The organism is Pseudomonas sp. BF-B-15 (assembly GCF_019946675.1).
Classification (GTDB): Bacteria; Pseudomonadota; Gammaproteobacteria; order Pseudomonadales; family Pseudomonadaceae; genus Aquipseudomonas; species Aquipseudomonas migulae.
Window position 1 is genome coordinate 56,002 of sequence record NZ_JAGYFZ010000014.1, and the last position, 21,844, is coordinate 77,845.

Below are 21,844 nucleotides of genomic sequence, written 5' to 3' on the forward strand. Positions count from 1 at the left end.
GGCTCTGAATATGAGTCGAAACGGATGATCGGTTCATCAAGTCGTTCGCGTGATGACGCTCAGGCAGCTGATGTCGTCATCGGTGGGCGGGGCGGGCAGGTGGCCGTCACGCAAAAATGTCTGTTGGCTCTGGGCACATAAGCCTGCCCAGAAGCCGTCGCTTGCCAGCAACCAGTGTTGATTGGGGCGGGCAGGCCAGTAATTGATTTCAGGGCTACTCGTTCGCCTGGCGCTGAAGCAGCGGGTCAACGTATGACGCGATGATTCCCGCGCAATCTGCGCATGGGTGAGGTCGCCTTGCCAGTTGGGGGCGCAATGTACAGCACTCAGCCAATTGATTTCACCGTCATGTTCAACGACGCCGAGGCAGCAGTCACCTTCATGAACAGTGAATGCAGCATTTGGAAGCAGGCAAAGCAGCAGATAACTGCAGGCTGCGAGGGGAAAATCGTCACGTAACGCCTGATGGCTACGGGCGATTATTCTCAGCAGCGCGTCGGATAATTGCTCTGCGTTCAGGTCAGTCGTCGGTAATTGGCTAAAGCCTGCGGTTAGCTCATTAAGCAGGGCATGAGCTTGTTCCCTACTAAGTGGATGACTGCTGCTGCCATCCGCGATCAGGTAAATGCTCGCATGTGCCTGAGCGGCATGCGCAAAAACATCACGATTGTCCGTTGTGTGAGTACCCGCCTGGGTGAGCCTTCTAGTCGTTGCGAGCATTCAGGCGTTTACCTGAACAATGTGGTGCAGGCGCTGCCAGATGATCTGTTCACGTTCTGCATCGCCACGAGCGGCATCCTGCACGAGGTAGCCGAACTCATTGTTATCCAGCAGGCCTGCCATTGTTTGAGTCAGGTAGGCACGCAGTTCGGGGGCGGCAGACGCTACTTCATCTGCCAGTTCTTCGCGGCCGTTAACCAGATTGAGAATGTCCTCAAGGTCTTGGCTGCCCAGCGGGTTCTGGGCACCACGGCTGGCATAGGCTTCAAGTTTGCTGCCGAGGAAATAGGGAGGGCTGAACAGGCGAATGCGACAGCCACTTGGTAAGTCATGCCACTGTGCGCTGGCCAGGCCGTCTTTAAACCACCGGTTGTTACAGCCCAGCAGGTTGGCGGTTTCAGCATCCTCGGGCATGAAGTCGACTTTCAGCTCGCCTAGGCGCATACGGCAGAGAACGCCATCCTGCGGCGATTGCTTAAAGCCTTTTTGCTTGAGTTGTTCCACCAGATTTTGCCACTGGGTATAACCGGTCAGGTGCACGACCAAATCGACATCGTCGGTATAGCGCACCTCTTCCATGCTGAATTCGTCTGTCAGCAACAAAGCGGTCGTGCAACCGCCGACGAAGGCGACTTCTTGGCAAAGCTCTTTGCCGAGCGCCTTGGCGACGACTTCGAGCATTTGAATGTTTTGTGTGCGGCTCATGATTAAAGAATTTTCTCGCGCAGCATTTGGTTCGCAAGGTTGGCTTCCCGGGCATTACCCAGGCGAACGGCATCTATCAGCGCCAGGTATTCATACAGCAGGGGGTCTTTTTTGACCGCGCCTGGTACTGTTTTGAACAGGGGGGCGATAGATTGCCCTTTGCGAGTGCCGTAGGCGTCTGGCCAGACGTGAATAAGGTCGCCGCCACTCATCAGCTTGCCCTGCAACACGGGGGCGGAAAAGCTTGTTGGGATGCCGCGGACCATTTCTGCGGGTTTGACCGGAAAGACATAACGCAACCCATGCTCGATAAAGCCTAACAATGCTTTGCTGTTGACTCGAATGAAATGAGAGCTTGGGTCTACGCGTAGTAATCCGATCTCCAGACAGCGTTTCAATGCCGCGCCGACCTCGGTTTTGCTAATGCCAAGGGAGGCTTCCAGGGCGCGAACGGAGTAGCTCTCGTGATGGACTGGAGGATCTTGTTCCGAGTCGTCTTCCCAGCCTCGCCATTGTTTTTCGGCGTCGGTATCGCTGAGCTTGATCAGTTCTGCTGTTTCGCTGTCGAGCTTGCGCTGCGAACGCTCACGCTGTTCCAGGCAAATCAGTTTGATTAGCAAAACTACGTCTTGACTCTTCATATGGCCTCGGCTAACTACTGTCCTCTGTCCTAGGACTGAGGACAGTGTAGGCGTTTCTGCTTAGCGTCTGTCAACAGGCTTAGCCGACTTCTGGCCAAAGATTGTCATTCAAGGCTTCCAGTACTTTATCCAGTTTTCCGCCGAGGTGGCGATTCAGGCTTTTGATGCCGCCATCGTTCTGGAAGGCTTCGTTGACCTGTTGAGTATCGATGATTACTTCGTGCACCAATTGCTTTGCCAGGCGATCAAGCCACTTACGTTGTACTGGCGTCCACTGCTCAAGTGCGTAGATTTTTTGCATTGCGTTGGCTACGCGTTGATCGAAGGGCAGTAGGGCTTCGCCGATAGCGGCTTGGCGGATGTAACCAATAATGCTGGCAGCGATTTCCTGGTTGGTCTGGTTTCGCCAGGCGCTTTTCAGGCTGACTTCGCTGTAGCCGTGTTGGTCCAGCAGTAAACGGACGTTGCGCAGTTGTTCGCGGGTGAGGTCTCTCGGTCGATTGACGACTACGCCTAACGCTGCGGACTGGTTGAGTTGGCTATGGACGAAATCGTGAAAGCTTTCGAGGTAGTCCTGCGGCTTGTGGTAAACACCGTAGCTTTGCTCGCGAACCATCAGCTCGTCGCGGTGGGTAGAAATAATCGGATAGTTCTCCGAACCCAACAGGTTGCTGACGGCCTCCAGTTGAGTTAGCAACTGGCTGTGTTTGTGAATAAATTGGGCTGCCTGCTTGGGGCCCAGTTCGTGCAGGTGTTTGTGCAGTTTGGCGGGTTCTACGCCCCAGATGTCCTCAAGCTCTTGAAGCTTTTTCTTCAGCGAGGGCTTGGTTTCCGCTTTGTGGTCAGCCTTGCGCATAATTCGCATGATGCGTTGGCTGAGCACGTCCAGCACATCATGGGCATGGCTACTGTCTTCCTGACTGCCGGGGGCGTCATGACTGGCATCACTGGTGAGTTCGCTGACCAGTTGCTCCAATGAAACGTTCGGGTTTTTCACCAGAGGTTTCATGGTGTCGACGGCTTCCAGGCTGGCGTAAAGGTCGACGGGGTCGTAGATGCGGAAGACGGTTTTGCCGATGTCGTCGCAACGCCGGGTTGCGCGGCCTTTCATCTGTTCATAAAGAATGCGTGAGCGCACCCGGCGCATGAACACCAGGTTGCAGATTTTCGGCACATCGATACCGGTAGTGAGCAGGTCCACGGTGATCGCGATGCTGGGGTGCGGTTCGTTTTTGTATTTACGGATCAGTTGTTCAACTTTGTCACTCTGGCCGGTGATGATTTGCACCGTCGCCTGGTTGTATTGCTCGCCATAAGCATCTTTGAAAGCATCGTTCAGAAGATTTTTAACCCGTTCGGCATGGGCTTGATTGACGCAAAAGACCATGGTCTTTTCTTCGCCGAAAGGGTCCAGCTCATCGGCCAACGCATCACAGATCACTTTGTCGAAAGCAGGGGTGATCACCCGGCGGTTGAACGACTCGATATTGAAGTTGAGTTCGTCTTCCAGCTCGGCGACGTCAACTTCGCCGGTCTGGGTATCGATGATGCTGACCGTTTCGCCTTTCTCGAATCGGATGCCGTTTTTGCTGAGTTGGGTTTCGTAACGGATCGGTGGTTCATGGTCGATCAACCAGTCATCCGCCACGGCTTCACGGTAGCTGTAGGTGAACACCGGCTTACCAAAAATTTCACTGGTGTGTTTGGCCGGGGTTGCGGTCAGGCCGATTTTGCATGCGTCGAAATAATCCAGCACGCGACGGTATTGTGAGAGGTACTGATTGTGATCACGGACAGCCAGTTCACCCTCGCTCATCTCTTGGTCGAGGGTGTAACCACGGTGGGCCTCGTCAACGATGATGCAGTCGAATTCGCCTACCGAAGGCGGCGCGTCTGAGCGGAAAATGCGGCTGACCATGGCTTGTACGGTGGCCACCTGAACACGGGTTTCCGCCTCGGCGGCCATGTCGCCCAGCTCTTTGATGTCGTAGATCTGCGCAAGCGTGTGGTTTTGCTCAAGGGTGGTGTCGTTGAATGAGTCGATAGCCTGCTGGCCGAGGGCGCTGCGGTCGACCAAAAACAAAATACGTTTGAAGCGCTCCGTTTTCAGGAAACGGTACATCAAACCAATGATGGTGCGGGTTTTGCCGGTGCCGGTGGCCATGGCCAACAAACAGTCACGCTGGTTATTGGCCAAGGCTTGTTCGACGGCATGGATCGCGTTTTCCTGATAGTCGCGCAATTTCAAATAGGTGAAGCCTTCCTCTTTGAGCTTGGCTTCGGCCTCCTCGCGGCTGCGCTTGAGCAGGTCCAGCAAATCATCCGGTTTATGGAAATCTTGCAGCGGCCGGGCTGTATTGGCCGGGTTGCGCAGGTCTCGGAACCAGGTGCCGGACTGTTCGGCGAGTTGCTTGATAAAAGGGCGGCCATTGCAGGCAAAGGCGAAGGGCACTTGGAAATGGTTTCCTTCGCCATCGTTCCAGGCCGTGGGATGACCGGCGAGCAGCCATGGTTTTAGCTGTTCCGGGGCGAATTTGAACTCGCGGGAATAACGTGCCGCTTGGGGAATGCGGTCTGCAACATTAATGCGTTTACGTTTGGCTTCAACGATAGCTACCGGCGTCAGGCCTGCGAACAGGACATAGTCGGCGTCGGCGCCTGGAATGGCAGTGGGCCACTCGGCAATGGCTTTGTTCTTGCCCTTTTCGGGGCGGACGCCTTTTTCGTAAGTCAGGTCGAGGGAGTCGGCTTCCCAGCCAGCATCGACCAACTGCTGATCAATGAGGATGCGGGTCAGGTCTTCGCTCAGGTCAAACTTTTTACTCGCCCGCATTGTGCGGTGCATGACCTGCGAAGAGGCCTGAGGCTGAGTCAGCAGTTGAGTTTGCAGAGCTTTGATGCGTTGCTCGTGCTCGATACGCAACTTCGTCAGTTCGGCTTCATGCTGTTTGGCTTGCTGCTGATGGAGGCGCGATTCGGTGTCCATCTGCTGCGCAAGGACGGCGTATTCCTCGGCCTCACGCTTTGTCAGTTCAGCCAACTGCTGATTGCTTTCAAGTTGTTGGCTGGAAGCGTTCAACTGCGCTTTGAGCTGCTCAATCTGGTTTTGTAGATCACGCAGCGGAGTGCTGGGGTCTTCTGGATCTACAAAGGGGCCGGGTTTGAACTTATCGCCCTGTTTACCGAAGGATTGGTGATACCAAATGGCCAAGGCACGGGCGACTCTCAGTCCGTCCATTGCCTCACGATGCTGAGTACGAAATTGGTGAGTGGCTTTATTACCCTCGGTTCGCAACGTGTGAAACAGGTTGCGGATTTTTTGATCGAGCTGGATATCGCGACTTAGTTTGTAAAGCAGGTCGGCCTGCTTGGTGTTGGCATCGAACTCTATCCCGGCACGGCTGGCCAAGTCCTGAGCCAACGCTTCGCCCAGCTGTCGCAGCTTGATAAGTGTGGTGTTGGGATCGCTGGCAAAGATCTGCTCGGCAGTGGTCGCGAGCTGCAGGAAAACAGGGTCGTGTTCCTGGAGAAAGGAGAAGTTACTGTTCGCGGCCATGTTCAATCCTATGCATGTTCGTCCTTGATCGGGCGTGGTTGAGCTGGGTTGCGCAATATTGTATTGAGCTTACTCAAGATTGGCCTGTGCTGACTATGGCTTGATGGTGATTGGTCTTGTGGGGGCTTACATTTCCATTGATGTTGATTGACACACCGCTATCGCGAGCAGGCTCGCTCCCACAGGGGGAGTGTGGTGTGCCGCTGGAATGAAAAAGCCCCCGCTACCGTAAGGCAGCGGGGGCTTTTTTGTGGGCGGGTTCAGGTCATTCCTGAGCCGCCGTCTCCTTCGCCTGGCGCTTCTCGATCACATCCACCAACCGCTGGGCCAGTTTCGGGTAGTTCTCGTCGAAGTGGTGGCCACCGGGCAGTTTGATGGCTTCGCCTACGGCGGTCTTGTCGGTGCAGCCGCTTTCGTCGATTTCTTCTTCACCGAAGATGCACACCACTTTCTCCGGCGGCAGCTTGGCCATTTCCGGGCCGGTGGCGGCTTCTTTGCCGGCGTTGCCGAGCCAGCCTTCGACTTCGATTTCGAAGCTGCCGGTGCGGGCGAAGGCCAGCAGGATGATTGCGTCGACGCGTTGCTGTTCCGAGGCTTCCAGGCGGTTGTAGATCGCCGGCAGGACGTCAGCGCCGAACGAGTAGCCCGTCAGGATGAAGCGCTTGGTGCCCCATTTCTGCCGGTAGTGCTGCATCAGTTCGGCGAGGTCCAGGGCGCTTTGCTCCGGGCTCTTGTGCTGCCAGTAGTAGCGCAGGGTGTCGATGCCGACGACCGGGTAGCCGATCTTGGCCATTTCGCCCGCTACGTCGCGGTCGAGGTCGCGCCAGCCGCCGTCGCCGGAGAGGAACAGGGTGACGGTGTCCTTGGCCTGGCCGGCCGGGACTTCAACCACTGGGATTTGCAGGCCGCCAGCGGCTTTGTCACCACCGACGAGCAGCTTGCGCAGTTCGTTGTTCAGCACTTGCGGCAGGTTGATGTCGTAGTCGCTGATGCTGGTTTCGGCGTTGGGTTGGTCGCGCACGAAGCCGGCACTGGTGTCGTCCGGGTTGTCGTTCCACGCCACCAGCCAGTGACCGTGAGCGGCGCTTTTCGGCAGCAGGTGGGTGCAGCCAGGTTTTTCCAGGGCCAGGTCCACCGAAACGGCCTGGGACTTGTCGTCCTTTTGCTCGGACAACCAGCGCCATGCCAGTACGGCGCCAGGGCCGATGCCGCTGACCAGCGTCGCCGGGCCTTTGAGTTCTCTCAGGCCGGATTGCAGGGCGCGGCTTTGCAACAGGCAGTCCTTGGGCAGGATCACCTGAACGATCTGCGCCGAGCCGCTGCGGCTCAGGGTCATCAATTGTTTGTCGCTGAGCTTCTGGTCGTCATTGACCGCCACCAGCACCTGGGCGCGCGGCGTGTTGCCGGGGATGACGCGGGTCATCGCGGCGCCGTCGGCCGGTGTCAGCCGTTCGAGCGTCGGTTCTGGCGCCGGGCGTTTGAGGTACCAGTAACCGCCACCGAGAATCAGGGCCAGCACTACCAGTGTGCCCAGTACGTACCGCAAGGAGCGTTGAATCATCAGCGTTTCACCAATCCAGTCAAGCCGCCCGCAATCAGGGCAGCAGTATCGGCCAGGGCAACCAGCGGATCGAGTCCGGCGGGCACAGCCATATAACGGGGTTCCCAGTCAGGCTGGAACTTGTCTTTGAAGCGGCGCAAGCCTTGGAAGTTGTACAGCTGCTCACCACGGCGGAAAACCATCGAGCCCAGACGCTGGGTCAGTGGTGCGCCACGACGGGGTTGCAACCCCGACAGCGGCACCATGCCCAGGCTGAAACGCGCGTATCCATGATTTTTATAATGTTGAATCAGGCCGACCATCATGAATTCCATGGTCAGTTTGGGCGCATCCGGGTGTGCGCGCATCAGGTCGAGGCTGGCCAGGTCATGGCCGAAAGTCTCGAGCAAATTGGCGAACGCCACCGGGCGCCCTTCGAAACGGATGACAGCGATGCGGAAATGCTTGAGGTAGTCATCACCGAAACGACCGAGCGAGAAGCCTTTCTCGCGCACATTCTTGCCGGTCAGCCAGGCATCGGAAATCACCTTGAGCTCATCCATCGGCGCATGCCCTGGCTCATGGATCTCCAGCGACAGGCCATCACGGGTGCCACGGTTCCAGGTGTAGCGCAGGTCTTTCATCTCTTTGCCCTTGGCTTCGAGATCAAAGCGCTGCAGATCGACCCGGGCTTCTTCGCCGAGCTTGATCGCAGTCAGGCCGATGTCCATGTAGTACGGCAGGTTCTCGGCGCGTACTTGATAGAACACGGGGCGGGCGTGGTGGATGTCACAGAGGTCGCGGAACTGCCAGATCATTTCCGCCCGTTGCTGGGTCGGGCCGATCGGGTCATACAAGGCCACCAGGCTGCGTCCACGGCGGGCGTACATCAGGAACGCTTCGTCGTTAGGGTGAAACAGCAGCGCCTTGTCACCGGTCAGGGCGAGGCCACCGTCCGGTTGTGCGGAAGCCATCAGGATTTTTACCGCGCGGTCCAGTTCGTCCGGCGTGGGCAGGTGGATCACCGGGCGTGCGGTGCGCAGCAGCCAGGTCAGGGACACCACCACCAGCAGCACGGCGGCGCCGAGCAGCGAGCGCAAGCCGCGCGGGGCGTCGGCGTCGAGGGTGAACTGCCACCAGAGTTGATGGCTGTAGGGAACGTCCTGATAAGCGAACAGCAGCAGCCAGATCGACGCACCGAGTACACAAAGGCTCGAGACCAGATACAGCGGCGAAAACGGCAGTTCGGTCAGGCGGCTCGGGCGATAGAACGAGCGCCGGAAAACCCCCAGCAGGCTCGCGGTCAGGGTCATCAGGCAGGCTTCTTCCCAGTCGAAACCCTTGAGCAGCGAAAGCACGGCGCCGACCAGCAACAGAATGGTGGTCAGCATCCACGCGGCGGACAGGCGTCGACGCAGGCCTTGGGCCAGCAGCAGGCAAAGCACGCCGACCAGGCTGGCGCCGAAGTGCGAAGCGTCGACCAGTCGATGAGGGATCAGGAAACCGATGTGTTCCAGGCGTGTATCGATTTCCGGGGTCACGCCGGAGAACAGCAGCACCACGCCGGACAGAAACACCAGCACCGCCAGAATCGGCGCGGCCAGGCCGGAGGCTGCACGCAAGGATTGACGCGTCTGAAACAAACGCTGGCCTTCATTGACCAGCAGCAGCAAGCACGCGACCAGCAGTGGCAGCACCACGTAGATCAGGCGATAGAGCAGCAGCGCGGCGGCCAGCGGCGCGGCCCCGAGTTTGTCGGCGAAGGCGGCCAAAAGAATGGCCTCGAACACGCCGACGCCACCGGGAACATGGCTGAGCACACCAGCGGCCAACGCCAGCAGGTACACCAGCAGGAATGCACCGAAGGGCGGTGCTTCCGGCAGCAACAGATACAGCACGGTCGCGGCGGCGGCTACGTCGAGGGCGGTAATGACCAGTTGCAGGAATGTCAGGCGACGGCCAGGAAGGCGCAAGGTGCGACGGCCGACCTTGACCAACAGGTTGTCTGCATAAGGCTGCTCTGGCAGGCGCCGGCGATAGATGCCGACGGCCAATACGGTAAACAGCAGCAATACAGCGGCGGCAATCGCACCCAGCAGCATCTGAGAGAGACCCAGGGCGGCAGAGGCGGCAGGCAGGTTGCTGAGCGTGGCGAGGGAGGCCAGCGGGGGCAGGGCGCAGCCGAGCGAGAGGCTGGCGAACAGCGTCATGTGCGCGACATCGGAAGCCCCCAGGCCATGACGCGCATATAAACGGTAGCGAACCGAGCCTCCCGAGAGCATCGACAGGCCGATGGCATTACCGATGGCAAATGCCGTGAACCCGCCCAGGGCAAGAAGCCGCGGCGCCAGGGTCACGCCGGCATAGCGGCTGGCCGACCATTCGTAGCCAAGCAAGATGATGAAGCCGACCACGGTTGCGGCCAATGCGCCGAGCAGTGCCGGTTTCGGTACGTCGAGAATGGAGTCGTGCAGAGCGTAAAGATCGAGTTCGCTCAGCAGGTGGCGACAGGCAATCAGCGCGATAGCGAACAACAGCAGGGTAACCGCCAGGCCAATGGGCTGACGGTACTTGCTGACCAGATCAAGCAAGCGCAGACGCTCGGCCTTGATCGGTTGTGTCGCTGTGACGGTGTCTTGTGAATCAGACGAGTTGGCGCGCATCAATCACCTCTTGGATTGTGCGCGACAGGATGGGGGTATCCAGCCAAGTTACCAATCCCTGTAGAAAAAAATAATCACAAATATTAACGCCTCTCACCGATCAGCGGCGATGGCATGGCATCCGTCGTAGGGGGTTCGGTCTGCGATTCAGCATAGTCTGAACTCAGAACTCAGGTGATCCCGAACGCTTCCCTACACAGTGACAGGTCATTGTTGCGAAAGGACTTTTTCAACAGATACAAAAAAGGCCACTCTTTCGAGTAGCCTTTTTTGATGTTTGGTTGCGGGAGCCGGATTTGAACCGACGACCTTCGGGTTATGAGCCCGACGAGCTACCAGACTGCTCCATCCCGCGTCTGTGTGGCGGCATTCTATAGAGATACGCCGGTGTGTCAACCGTTAATCCGGCGCCGGGTCAAATAAGCGTAAATAAGCGGCGAACGGTCGCAGGGGAGCGTTAAGTTTCGGAATCAGAACGATTTCTCCGTGCTGTCAAAAAACAAATTTCTCACGGAATGTTGGGAGACACCGATGGCGCGTTACCTGTAGGAGCCGGCTTGCTGGCGATGGACTCGAGTGCGCCGCGTTGATTCAGGCAGCACGCGTTATCGTTAACGACCATCGTCGGAGCGCCGCCCGCAGACAAGCCGGCTCCTACAGGAAGGCGTGCATGAATTGAAATCGAATCGCATGGCAAAACACGCGCGCACAAAAAAGGCCACTCTTTCGAGTAGCCTTTTTTGATGTTTGGTTGCGGGAGCCGGATTTGAACCGACGACCTTCGGGTTATGAGCCCGACGAGCTACCAGACTGCTCCATCCCGCGTCTGTGTGTCGGCATTCTACAGAGGAGCGCCGGGCTGTCAACCTTCAATCCAGATAAAACCTGTTCTGGTTCAATCGCTTAGCTCTGAAAGAGGGCGGTGTGATCGGCTGTGAGTCAGGCCTGGCAAGGCTTGCAGCTCTATCGCAGGTGCGCTTTCGATTGAGAAAATAAATTCATCTGTAACTTTTCCTACCATTGGGTAAGAACATTCAGACTACTGGTGCTATATACAGGTGTCGGTGAGATACTGCAGATCCGGCACGCCTTGACTCCAATTCTACGCCATGAACACCGCTTTTATATGAGCCAGCGAAAAATCATCCACGTCGATTGTGACTGCTTCTACGCTGCCATCGAGATGCGCGACGACCCGCGCCTCGCCGGAAAACCCCTGGCGGTGGGCGGTTCGGCGGATCGGCGCGGGGTGATTGCCACCTGTAACTATGAAGCGCGGGCGTATGGCGTGCGTTCAACGATGTCGTCGGGGCACGCCTTGAAGTTGTGCCCTGACCTGACCATCGTCAAGCCGCGCATGGACGCCTATCGAGAAGCCTCGAAGGAAATTCACACGATCTTTCGCGATTACACCGACCTGATCGAACCGCTTTCCCTCGACGAGGCTTACCTCGACGTGTCGGACAGTGCGCACTTCGGCGGCAGCGCCACGCGAATTGCCCAAGACATCCGTCGTCGGGTGTCCAATCAGTTGCACATCACGGTTTCCGCCGGCGTGGCGCCGAACAAGTTCCTGGCCAAGATTGCCAGCGACTGGAAGAAGCCCAATGGCTTGTTTGTCATTACGCCGGATCAGGTCGAGGATTTCGTCAGCGGTTTGCCCGTCAGCAAGCTCCATGGCGTAGGCAAAGTGACTGCCGACAAACTGGGCAGGCTCGGCATTGTCGATTGTTCGCATTTGCGTGAATGGGACAAGTTGGCGCTGGTGCGTGAGTTCGGCAGTTTTGGCGAGCGGCTTTGGAGTCTGGCCCGTGGGATCGATGATCGGTTGGTGCACAACGACAGTCGGCGGCAATCGATCAGTGTCGAAAACACCTATGACGTGGATCTGCCGGATCTGGTGAGCTGTCTGGATAAATTACCCGAGTTGCTGGAAACCCTGGCGGGCCGCATGGCGCGAATCGACAACAGCTATCGGCCGGGCAAACCGTTCGTCAAAGTGAAATTCCATGACTTTACCCAGACCACGCTGGAGCAGGCCGGGGCAGGGCGGGATCTGGGGAGTTATCAGTTGTTGCTGACCCAGGCGTTCAATCGCGGCGGGAAACCGGTGCGGTTGTTGGGGATCGGGGTGAGGCTGGAGGATTTGCGCGGAGGGTTTGAGCAGATGGAGTTGTTTGAGCGGTAGTTTAGCGGTGAATGTGACGGCCTCTTCGCGGGCAAGCCTCGCTCCTACAGGGGGGCACGCAATACCTGTAGGAGCGAGGCTTGCCCGCGAAGCTTTTGCTTTTAGTTCGGTCCCGGATCCGCGACCAGCCGCCCTGCATCCTTGGTCAGCGACTTGAGGAATTCGGTCTGCAACTCAGGATCGTTACGCGTCAGCTCAATCAAACTCTGTTCAAGCTCACTGGCTTCTTCTTCCAGACCCAGCTCCGACAGGCGCTTGACCCGGTGTACCCACTGGCTCACTTCGTCGTCTTCAAGATCATCGTAAATCAGCCCGTGGGCTTCAAGCAATTTGCCGCGCAACGAGCTGCTGACCGCCAGGGTCGAGTCCGTGTGCACATCGTCCTGACTATCTTCGACCTTGATCAGCAGTCGACTCAGATGATTAATGTCATGTTCGGCGAACGGGCTGTCCAACAGGTTCAGGCGCAGGACGCCGTTTTTGTCGGTGGTCAGCTCGAAGGTTTCCTTGCCGGCCTTGACCTCCACCGGGCGCTCGCTCCAGGGCAGGCTCGAGTATTCGGTGCGCTTGTCGAGCTGGACTTCGTCGATGCCGGCGAGGTTCTGCTGCGCACGACCGTGGGACGGCGCGTTCATGAACGGGTTGAGCCCGGCGAAACCGTAGCTGAACCAGTCCTTGGTCACGCTATCCGGCAGGTTGCCGAGGGCGAACACGTTGACCACGTTCGCGCCGACACCGGCCACCACGGCCACCGCGCCCAGCGGGATCTCGTAGACCTCCCGCCAGGGTTGGTAAGGCGTGTAGCGATCGTAATGACGGGTGACTTCGAACTCGGTGACTTCGAAGGTCTTTTGCTCGTGGATCTTCACCCGACGTTGCGGCAGCTCAAGCACCTTGGGCTCACCGACATCGATCTGCAGGCTGTGATCGAGCAATTTGCGCTCGACACGAGCCTCGTGCTCGCTGCGTTGCGACATGTGATTGGCGCAGCCGCTGACCAGCAGGGTGCCGCACAGGGCGGCACCACCGAGGCCTAAGGTGTTTCGCTTGAACATGACTTCTCTATCTGGTGTCAGCGGCGGATACGGGCCTGGAGGAAGGACAGCACGTCAGCGACCGGCAGCGCTTGCGCCTCGGGCTCGGTGCGGCTCTTGTATTCCAGATTGCCTTCGGCGAGGCCGCGGTCACTGACCACGATCCGGTGAGGAATGCCGATCAGCTCCATGTCCGCGAACTTGATGCCCGGGCTGGTTTTCTTGTCGCGATCGTCCAGCAGCACTTCGAAGCCGGCCGCAGTCAACTCGGCGTACAGCTTGTCGGTCGCTTCGCGAACTTGTTCGGTTTCGTAGCGCAGCGGCACCAGCGCGATCTGGAATGGAGCCAGTGTGTCGCTCCAGATGATCCCGTTGGCGTCGTTGTTCTGCTCGATGGCCGCAGCTACCACGCGGGAAACGCCGATGCCGTAGCAACCCATTTCCAGGGTGACCGGCTTGCCGTTCTCGCCCAGCACTTCGCACTTCATCGCTTTGCTGTACTTGTTGCCCAGCTGGAAGATGTGCCCGACTTCGATGCCGCGTTTGATTTCCAGGGTGCCTTTGCCGTCCGGGCTCGGATCACCGGCCACGACGTTGCGCAGGTCGGCAACGGTCGGAACCGGCAGGTCACGCTCCCAGTTCACGCCGAAGTAGTGCTTGTCGTCGATGTTCGCACCGATACCAAAGTCGCTCATCAGCTCGACGGAACGGTCGATGATGATCGGCAGCGGCAGGTTCAACGGGCCGAGGGAACCGGCACCGGCGCCAATGGCGTCGCGCAGTTCGCTTTCGGACGCCATGACCAGCGGGCTGGCAACGCCAGGCTGGTTGGCGGCCTTGATTTCGTTCAGCTCGTGGTCGCCACGAATGATCAGGGCAATCAGCTTGCCTTTCTCTTCAGCGTGAACCACGAGGGTCTTGATGGTCTTTTCAATCGGCAGATTGAATTTTTCCACCAGCGCGGCGATGGTCTTGGTATCTGGCGTGTCGACCAGGCGCATCTCTTCAGTCGGCGCGGCGCGGGAGGTTTCACGCGGTACCGCTTCGGCTTTCTCGATGTTCGCGGCGTAGTCGGAACCGTTGCTGAAGACGATATCGTCTTCGCCGGATTCGGCCAGCACGTGGAATTCGTGGGAGCCAGCGCCGCCGATGGAGCCGTTATCAGCTTCAACCGGGCGGAACTTCAGGCCCAGGCGGGTGAACACGTTGCAGTACGCCTGGTGCATGCGGTCGTAGGTGACCTGCAGCGAAGGCTGGTCAGCGTGGAACGAGTAGGCGTCCTTCATGATGAATTCGCGGCCGCGCATCAAACCGAAGCGTGGGCGGATTTCGTCACGGAATTTGGTCTGGATCTGATACAGGTTGATCGGCAGCTGTTTGTAGCTGCTCAACTCGTTGCGCATCAGGTCGGTGATCACTTCTTCGTGGGTCGGGCCGGCGCAGAAGTCGCGACCGTGGCGATCCTTGAAGCGCAGCAATTCAGGGCCGTATTCTTCCCAACGACCGGATTCCTGCCACAGCTCAGACGGTTGAGTACTCGGCATCAACACTTCAAGAGAGCCTGCGGCGTTCATTTCTTCACGAACGATGGCTTCGACCTTGCGCATTACTCGCAAGCCCATCGGCAGCCAGGTGTACAGGCCCGAGGCGAGTTTGCGGATCATGCCGGCGCGCAGCATCAGCTGATGGCTGATGACGACCGCGTCGGAAGGCGTTTCTTTCTGTGTGGCGAGCAAAAATTGACTGGTGCGCATGGTTGGCCGTTGTCGGTTGCTGATGACGAGAAATGACGGAGCATTGTACGGGCGAGATCTGCTGGCGTACAGGCGCGCGGTCGGTGGTGTGGCAGGAGGGCGGGAATCTCCACGCCCTTTGCGATGCTTCCTACGATTCTTCCGCGACCTGGGCTGGAACCGGCTCAGGCTTTGGGGTCGGGCCTTCGCGGCGGCTCTCCTGGAACCAGTGCAAGGCGATCAACACCAGCGTCGGAACGCCCAGCAGCGCGGTGATCAGGAAGAAATCATGGTAGCCGAATTTTTCCACCATGACCCCGGAATAGCCACCGATCAGGCGCGGCAGCAGGAGCATGATCGAGCTGAGCAGGGCGTATTGGGTGGCGGAGAACTTGAGGTTGGTCAGGCTCGACAGGTAGGCGACGAATGCGGAGGTCGCCAGGCCCGAGCTGAAGTTGTCCAGGGAAATGGTCAGGATCAGCATGTTCAGGTTGGCGCCCATGTCGGCGAGCATCAGGAACAGCAAATTGGTGCCCGCTGACGCCACGCCGCCGATGAACAGGATCGGCAGGATGCCGAAACGCACGATCAGCAGGCCGCCCATGCCGGCGCCGACCAGCGTCATGATCAGGCCGAAGATTTTGCTGACGCTGGCAATCTGATCCTTGGTGAAGCCCTGGTCGATATAGAACACGTTGGCCATCACGCCCATCACCGTATCCGACATCCGATACGTGGCGATCAGCCCGAGCAGCAGCAGCGCTTGCCAGCGGTAACGCAGAATGAAGTCGTTGACCGGTGTCAGCACCGGTGCCAGGCCACGACGGCCTATGGCCGACAGGCACATCGCGGTGAGCGAGGTGTAGAGGATCGCCCGCAGGAATGCGCGGTCCTGGAGCAGCAGGTCGAGCAGGCTGACGCCGTCAAACAGCACGCTGGCGAAGTCGGTGTTGTAGAGCTGGGTGAACATGGCCGGCACGGAAACCAGCAGCACGATCAGTACGAACACCGAGGCCAGTTGATGCACGAAGCTGTAGCGCCCGGCCTGCAGTTGCGTGCGCAACGGCACCGGCGGTTCGCGCATGAAGAAAGAGGTCAGCAACGCCGGAACCATCAGGGCGCCGAACAGCAGGTAAGTGCCGGCCCATGCCGAATGCTTGTAGTTGAAACCGGTGGAGCCAAAACCTTCGGCGAAGAACAGGGCGCCGGCGGTGGCCAGCAGTGCCGCGATCCGATAGCCGGACATGTAGCTGGCGGCCAGGGCAGCCTGGCGGCTGTCTTCGGCGATTTCCAGGCGATAGGCATCGACCGCGATGTCTTGCGTCGCCGAGGCGAAGGCCACGATTACAGCAATGGCGATCAGCCAGGACAAGTGTTTTTGCGGGTCGCAGAAACCCATCCCGATCAAGCCGAGGATTACCAGTGCCTGGGAAAGTACCAGCCACGAGCGACGGCGACCGAGCTTGCCGAGAAATGGCAGGCGCCATTGGTCCAGCAACGGTGACCAGACCCATTTAAAGGCGTAGGCCAGACCGATCAGGCTTGCATAGCCAATGGTTTCGCGAGCCACACCGGCTTCACGCAACCAGACTGACAGTGTCGAAAACACCAGCATGTAGGGCAGGCCGGCGGCGAAACCAAGCAACAACAGCACAAGTGTCGATGGGCTGGCATAGGCGGCGAGCGCGGTGCGCCAGGTTTTACGGGGCATGGGCTGAAGTCTGCCTCAAGATTACGGAAACAAAGCGCGCACTCTAACCGCTGTGCTCTACCGGGCGCCAGCCATGGCGCTGAATATCAACACGATTGTTCAGGACACTGACGCCTTCAGAGCGCAATCGTGCGCGTTGCTCGTCCCCTGAAGGACTGCCCACGGGCAGGCTGATCCGACCGCCGGCGCCGAGTACCCGGTGCCAGGGTAGTTTGGTGTCGCCGGGCAACTGGCTGAGCGTACGCCCGACCCAGCGCGCGGCGCGACCCAGTCCTGCGAGTTCGGCAAGTTGACCATAACTCACGACTTTGCCCTCGGGCACCTGCGCCAGAGTGAGGTACAGCGCCGTGCGTCGGATTTGCGCAGGGCTTTCGGTTTCTGCATCGGCGTCGGTCACATCCGGGATCCCTTTAGGAGCCAGCCAGCTCGCGATGGTCGTTAACGATAACGCGAGCTGTCTGGGAAAACGCGTCGATCCTGAGTTTATCGCGAGCAGGCTCGCACCTACAGTGGCTGACCGTCTGTAGGGTAAATCCTCGATCAGTAATTGAGAAATGAACTCAATAGAGATGGGCGGGTCAGTCCTTGTTAGGGCCTTATTCCTATGGATAATGCCGACTTTTTCGCAAACTTGAGCCTGTCTTTGCTTATGGTGTCCAGAACCCTGTTGTGCCTCGCTGTCCTGAGTGCTTCCACGCCCTTGCTCGCCGATACCGTGTGGTTAAAGAACGGTGACAAGCTGAGTGGCAAGATCACTCTGTTCGACGGCGGCAAGCTGGTGATCCAGACCGAATACGCCGGTTCGGTTCCGATCGACTGGAAGCAGGTCAAAACCCTGGAGAGCGATCAGGAGTTGCTGGTCAAGCAGGATGCCTACAGCGGTGAGAAGGCCAAGTCGCTGCACGCGGCGGACGATGGCAAGGTGACGCTGGAAAACGGCGAGGCACCGAAAACCGTCGAGCTGGCGAGTATCCAGCAGATTCTCAAGCCCAAGCCGGTGGTCGAAGATTTGGTCTGGAAAGGCAATATCGATGCGGCGCTGGATTACCAGCGGGCGGAAAAGGACACCGACGACTACGATGTCGACTTCAAGACCACTGCGCGCCATGGCAGATGGCGGCATATCGCCGAAGGCGAGTACAACCGTGAATTCCAGGATGACGTGGTCACCACCGACAACTGGCGGGGCGAGTACTCGCTCGACCGCTTCCTGACCGAGAAGTGGTTCTGGCAGGGCCGTGCGGTTTATAAGCGCGACAAGGTTGAAGAGCTCTCCCGTCAGCGCACCGTCGGTACCGGTCCGGGTTACCAGTTCTGGGATGACGAGCTAGGCGCATTCTCGCTCGGCTCGCTGTTCAACCACACGGACTACCAGTTCTCCGACGGCAGCAAGGACAACTTCTATTCCCTGGCGATGAAGTGGGATTACAACCGCTACCTGATCGGCAAGAAGGTGGAGTTCTTCACCAATGGCGAAGTGGGCAAGCCGTTGTCGGGTGTGGCGGATTATGCGCTCGATGCCGAAATGGGCTTGCGCTACAAAGTGACCGAGTGGGCGTCGCTTAACCTGAAGGCCGAGCGAGACATCATCAGCGGTACAGACGATGCCGATCTGGACAAGACCCGCTACACCGCAGGGTTCGGCGTGGCCTGGTAAATCCATTCGCGGGCAAGTCGGATCGCCGCACCGCTCGCTCCTACAGGTTTTGCGTCAGGTCGCGATTTCCGATACCGACGCAAAACCTGTAGGAGCGAGGCTTGCCCGCGAAGGCGTCAGTACTGTCCATAGCGTTTGGATCACTACAAAACACCCGCCCACAAAAAAGCCCCGCTTTTAAGGGCGGGGCTTTTTACTAAAGCAAGTACAAGTTAGATAACTTGAACTTCTTCAGCTTGCATGCCTTTCTGACCGCGGGTAGCGATGAAAGAAACCTGTTGGCCTTCTTTCAGGCTTTTGAAGCCGTCGGATTGGATAGCTTTGAAGTGAACGAACAGGTCGTCACCGGATTGTGGAGTGATGAAGCCGAAGCCTTTTTCATCGTTGAACCACTTAACGGTACCAGTTTGGCGATTAGACATGGTGTAACTCCTTGAACAAAGATAACTGCGACTCAGGAAGAACCCTGGCCGAGACTGAGTGCAAAGAGCAGGAAAAATTCTTGTAGATGGTTGGATCGAAATTCAACATATCGTGTAGAGATTCTCAGTGACACAAGCAGCACAGTGGCGCCACCTTAACCCTTTTTCCGGAACGTGCCAATGCTTCCAGCGAAGGTTTCTCTGTTTTCGTGACTGACGGTGCATTGTATTGCCGTCGAGGTCCGGAATTTAAGGGGGATCGCCAAGAATTGTGCCCCGGACTTTGAACCGGCGGCGCGCCCCGGTAAGATGCCGGACAGATTTTTTCCACCTCGCTATTCAGGACACCCGCCATGAGCATCAAATCGGACAAGTGGATTCGCCGCATGGCGCAAGAGCAGGGCATGATCGAACCGTTCGTCGAGCGCCAGGTGCGCGGCAGCGACGATAGCCGAGTGATCTCCTACGGCGTGTCGAGTTACGGCTACGACGTTCGCTGCACCAATCACTTCAAAGTGTTCACCAACATCAATTCGGCCATCGTCGACCCGAAAAACTTCGATGCCGGCAGCTTCGTCGATATCCACAGCGACGTCTGCATCATCCCGCCGAACTCCTTCGCCCTGGCCAGCACCGTCGAATACTTCCGTATTCCGCGCAACGTATTGACCATTTGCCTGGGCAAAAGCACCTATGCCCGCTGCGGCATCATCGTCAACGTCACCCCGCTTGAGCCTGAGTGGGAGGGTCACGTGACCCTGGAATTCTCGAACACCACCAACCTGCCGGCGAAGATCTACGCCAACGAAGGCGTGGCGCAGATGCTGTTCCTTGAGTCCGACGAAGAGTGCGAAGTGTCCTACAAGGACCGTGGCGGCAAGTATCAGGGCCAACGCGGCGTGACGCTGCCACGCACCTGAGTCAACCGTCTGACAAACCGTGGGAATTCCTGGGCGAGCGTACACTCTATGGGGTGTACTGCTCCGATCTGCGCAAGGCGGATCGGGCCATCGCTCAGGAGTGCTATATGAAGATCGACCCGCGTATAAGTGCCGAACTGGCAAGGCTTGAGCCCAATCAGGTTGGCGTTTTGGCCTGGTCGTTGCTGGCACATCCGCCTATCAGCATGGCGGGGGGCATCCCCGGCCAGCCTGATCCCGATACCCCCAACGAACAACCCACCGAACCCGGTGAGCCGACCCTGCCGGATGAGCCGCCTCCCGCGCCGGTTGTGTGATCAACCACGCGAATGAATGGCTTGTATTGGTAGGAGCGAAGCTTGCTCGCGAAGACGGTGGGTCAGCCGACATCTTTCTTCCCTGACCCACCGCTTTCGCGAGCAAGCTTCGCTCCTACAAAGGCTGCGTGTTACTTGAGATTGCCGCTGAGGAACTGCTTCAGCCGCTCACTCTTCGGATTGCCCAGTACGTCTTCCGGCGCGCCTTCTTCCTCGACCAGGCCCTGGTGCAGAAACAGCACCTGACTCGACACTTTGCGGGCGAAGCTCATTTCGTGGGTCACCATGATCATGGTCCGGCCTTCTTCGGCGAGGCCCTGGATCACTCGAAGCACTTCACCTACCAGCTCCGGGTCGAGCGCCGAGGTCGGTTCGTCGAACAGCATGACTTCCGGCTCCATGGCCAATGCGCGGGCAATGGCGACCCGCTGTTGCTGGCCCCCGGAAAGAAACGCCGGGTACTGGTCCGCCACGCGTGCGGCCAGGCCAACCTTGTCGAGGTAACGACGTGCGCGGTCCTCGGCTTCCTGCTTGCTGCAACCCAGCACCCGGCGCGGAGCCATGGTGATGTTTTCCAGCACGGTCATGTGGCTCCACAGGTTGAAGTGCTGGAACACCATGGCCAGGCGGGTGCGGATCCGTTGCAGTTCATCGGCGTCGGCCACGTGCATGCCGTGGCGATCCTTGATCATGCGGATGTTCTGGCCGTCCAGGCTCATGGCGCCGTCGTTGGGCTGTTCGAGAAAGTTGATGCAACGCAGGAAGGTACTTTTACCCGAGCCGCTGGCGCCGATCAGGCTGATGACGTCGCCGGTGTTGGCCTTGAGTGAAACGCCTTTGAGCACATGATGATCGCCATAGCTTTTATGCAGGCCTTCGATGGTCAGTTTGTACATGGGGCATGCATCCTCAAGGCGAAAGTAGGTAGCCGCTGCGATAGGCTTCGGTGCCCGCGACGTGGGCGATCACCATGCCGGCAGTGGCCATGCGCCGTAGCGAGCGGGCGTACATCAGCCCGGCGACGGTGCAATGAACGGGGGTGACGAGATCGTTGATCGGGTCGACGATTTCGGCGATCAGTTGCCCGGCCTCCAGGTATTCCCCCGGCAGCGCGGTGAACACCAGCAAACCGCCCACGGGCGTGGCCACCGGTTCGACGGCCGCCAGCGGCGTGGCGGGATACGGCAGTTCCGGCAGTGGCGCCGGTTCGCCGGCAATCGCGCCGAAGTGAATCAGGTAATCGATCAACGCCTGGCAGTCGAGGCTGGCCAACGGGTGATTGACGTCGCCCTGGCCACGCAATTCGACGGTGACCGAGAAGCTGCCGAGCGGAATGTCGAAGTGTTCGCCGAAGCGCTCTTTCAACTGCCACCAGAGCAAGGTGAAACACTCGTCGAACGACTGACCGCCGGAATCGGTGGCCAGCAGACTCGCTTCGGCACCGATGTAGCGGGCCAGCGGCTCGACCTGTGGCCAGGCCTCGGGCGTGGTGTAGAGGTGCGCGACCGCTTCGAAGTCGCAATGCAGGTCCAGCACCATGTCCGCGTCACAGGCCAGTCGTTGCAGGATCAGGCGCTGGGATTGCAGTTGAGTGCTGGCAGTCTGTCGCGCCAGAGCCTGGCGCAGGCTGTTGCGGATCAGTTCGAGGTTGCGCTGCGGATCGTCGCCGAGCTGGCCTTCGATCTCATTGCCGACTTCCTCGCTCAAATCGACGAACCAGCGATTGAAGTTCTGCCCGCTTTCGAGCTCGTAGCGGCCCAGCGGTACATCCATCAGCACTTGTTCGAGACCGACCGGGTTGGCAATCGGCACCAGCACGATTTCGCTGCGCAGGTGGCCGGCGGCTTCCAGCTCGGCCAGGCGTTGTTTGAGGTGCCAGGCGACCAGCATGCCGGGCATTTCATCGGCGTGCAGGGACGCCTGGATGTAGATCTTGCCCTGGGCCGACGTCGGGCCGAAGTGGAAGCTGTGAATCTGTCGTGCGGTCCCCGGCAGCGGGGCCAGCAAGTCATGTATCTGGTGGCGCATGTGCGAAAA

Annotated in this window: 17 protein-coding genes and 2 tRNA genes; 4 read left to right on the forward strand and 15 right to left on the reverse strand. The window is 58.7% G+C overall.

What is annotated here, in order from left to right; all coding sequences use genetic code 11:
* Positions 1 to 36 precede the first annotated feature (36 nt).
* The 8 genes from KGA97_RS07045 to KGA97_RS07080 form a co-directional block, all read right to left on the reverse strand.
* A complete protein-coding gene (locus KGA97_RS07045; protein ID WP_223480462.1) occupies positions 37 to 720 on the reverse strand; it encodes a protein phosphatase 2C domain-containing protein in 684 nt (227 codons plus the stop codon).
* The gene (locus tag KGA97_RS07050) at positions 721 to 1,425 is read right to left on the reverse strand and encodes a hypothetical protein (protein ID WP_223480463.1); all 705 of its coding nucleotides are present in this window, start codon (positions 1,423 to 1,425) and stop codon (positions 721 to 723) included.
* A 2-nt stretch (positions 1,426 to 1,427) separates the two neighbouring features.
* Positions 1,428 to 2,066 (reverse strand): hypothetical protein, encoded by a 639-nt coding sequence (locus tag KGA97_RS07055; protein WP_223480464.1) that lies wholly within the window; start codon positions 2,064 to 2,066, stop codon positions 1,428 to 1,430.
* Between the two features lie 79 nt (positions 2,067 to 2,145).
* Positions 2,146 to 5,622 (reverse strand): type I restriction-modification system endonuclease, encoded by a 3,477-nt coding sequence (hsdR, locus tag KGA97_RS07060; RefSeq protein WP_223480465.1) that lies wholly within the window; start codon positions 5,620 to 5,622, stop codon positions 2,146 to 2,148.
* A gap of 265 nt (positions 5,623 to 5,887) precedes the next feature.
* Positions 5,888 to 7,183, reverse strand: coding sequence for a virulence factor family protein (locus KGA97_RS07065; RefSeq protein ID WP_008030041.1), 1,296 nt, complete (start codon positions 7,181 to 7,183; stop codon positions 5,888 to 5,890).
* Positions 7,183 to 9,825, reverse strand: coding sequence for a bifunctional lysylphosphatidylglycerol flippase/synthetase MprF (gene mprF, locus KGA97_RS07070; RefSeq protein ID WP_223480466.1), 2,643 nt, complete (start codon positions 9,823 to 9,825; stop codon positions 7,183 to 7,185). Before mprF ends, KGA97_RS07065 begins: the two co-directional genes overlap by 1 nt.
* Positions 9,826 to 10,103: 278 nt before the next feature.
* Positions 10,104 to 10,180 (reverse strand) — tRNA-Met (locus KGA97_RS07075).
* A 393-nt stretch (positions 10,181 to 10,573) separates the two neighbouring features.
* Positions 10,574 to 10,650: transfer RNA gene (locus KGA97_RS07080), tRNA-Met, on the reverse strand.
* Positions 10,651 to 10,951: 301 nt separating this feature from the next.
* Here KGA97_RS07080 and dinB point away from each other — a divergent pair.
* Complete coding sequence (dinB, locus tag KGA97_RS07085) at positions 10,952 to 12,013, forward strand: DNA polymerase IV (protein ID WP_223480467.1); 1,062 nt, start codon at positions 10,952 to 10,954, stop codon at positions 12,011 to 12,013.
* Between the two features lie 101 nt (positions 12,014 to 12,114).
* On the opposite strand, the gene KGA97_RS07090 is transcribed toward dinB, so the two are convergent.
* From KGA97_RS07090 to KGA97_RS07105, 4 genes are all read right to left on the reverse strand, one after another.
* Positions 12,115 to 13,068, reverse strand: a complete 954-nt coding sequence (locus tag KGA97_RS07090) for a hypothetical protein (protein ID WP_192228526.1) — start codon at positions 13,066 to 13,068, stop codon at positions 12,115 to 12,117.
* Positions 13,069 to 13,085: 17 nt separating this feature from the next.
* Complete coding sequence (locus KGA97_RS07095; RefSeq protein ID WP_223480468.1) at positions 13,086 to 14,801, reverse strand: proline--tRNA ligase; 1,716 nt, start codon at positions 14,799 to 14,801, stop codon at positions 13,086 to 13,088.
* Between the two features lie 130 nt (positions 14,802 to 14,931).
* A complete protein-coding gene (locus tag KGA97_RS07100; RefSeq protein ID WP_223480469.1) occupies positions 14,932 to 16,491 on the reverse strand; it encodes an AmpG family muropeptide MFS transporter in 1,560 nt (519 codons plus the stop codon).
* A gap of 43 nt (positions 16,492 to 16,534) precedes the next feature.
* Entirely contained in the window at positions 16,535 to 16,888 is a 354-nt protein-coding gene (locus KGA97_RS07105) for an MGMT family protein (protein WP_008030054.1), read from the reverse strand.
* Between the two features lie 252 nt (positions 16,889 to 17,140).
* On the opposite strand from KGA97_RS07105, the gene KGA97_RS07110 reads away from it, so the two are divergent.
* On the forward strand, positions 17,141 to 18,148 hold the full coding sequence (locus KGA97_RS07110) for a DUF481 domain-containing protein (RefSeq protein WP_008039264.1): 1,008 nt from the start codon (positions 17,141 to 17,143) through the stop codon (positions 18,146 to 18,148).
* Positions 18,149 to 18,360: 212 nt separating this feature from the next.
* On the opposite strand, the gene KGA97_RS07115 is transcribed toward KGA97_RS07110, so the two are convergent.
* Positions 18,361 to 18,570 carry a cold-shock protein gene (locus tag KGA97_RS07115; RefSeq protein WP_002554837.1) on the reverse strand — a complete coding sequence of 70 codons (210 nt, stop codon included), beginning with the start codon at positions 18,568 to 18,570 and terminating at the stop codon, positions 18,361 to 18,363.
* A gap of 353 nt (positions 18,571 to 18,923) precedes the next feature.
* Between KGA97_RS07115 and dcd the strand changes: the two genes are divergently transcribed.
* On the forward strand, positions 18,924 to 19,490 hold the full coding sequence (gene dcd, locus KGA97_RS07120; RefSeq protein ID WP_008030058.1) for a dCTP deaminase: 567 nt from the start codon (positions 18,924 to 18,926) through the stop codon (positions 19,488 to 19,490).
* Between the two features lie 107 nt (positions 19,491 to 19,597).
* Entirely contained in the window at positions 19,598 to 19,807 is a 210-nt protein-coding gene (locus tag KGA97_RS07125) for a hypothetical protein (RefSeq protein WP_084321795.1), read from the forward strand.
* A gap of 131 nt (positions 19,808 to 19,938) precedes the next feature.
* On the opposite strand, the gene KGA97_RS07130 is transcribed toward KGA97_RS07125, so the two are convergent.
* Both KGA97_RS07130 and KGA97_RS07135 read right to left on the reverse strand, forming a co-directional pair.
* A complete protein-coding gene (locus KGA97_RS07130; RefSeq protein WP_008030062.1) occupies positions 19,939 to 20,703 on the reverse strand; it encodes an ABC transporter ATP-binding protein in 765 nt (254 codons plus the stop codon).
* Positions 20,704 to 20,716: 13 nt separating this feature from the next.
* The gene (locus tag KGA97_RS07135; RefSeq protein WP_008030064.1) at positions 20,717 to 21,835 is read right to left on the reverse strand and encodes a succinylglutamate desuccinylase/aspartoacylase family protein; all 1,119 of its coding nucleotides are present in this window, start codon (positions 21,833 to 21,835) and stop codon (positions 20,717 to 20,719) included.
* Between the last annotated feature and the right edge of the window lie 9 nt (positions 21,836 to 21,844).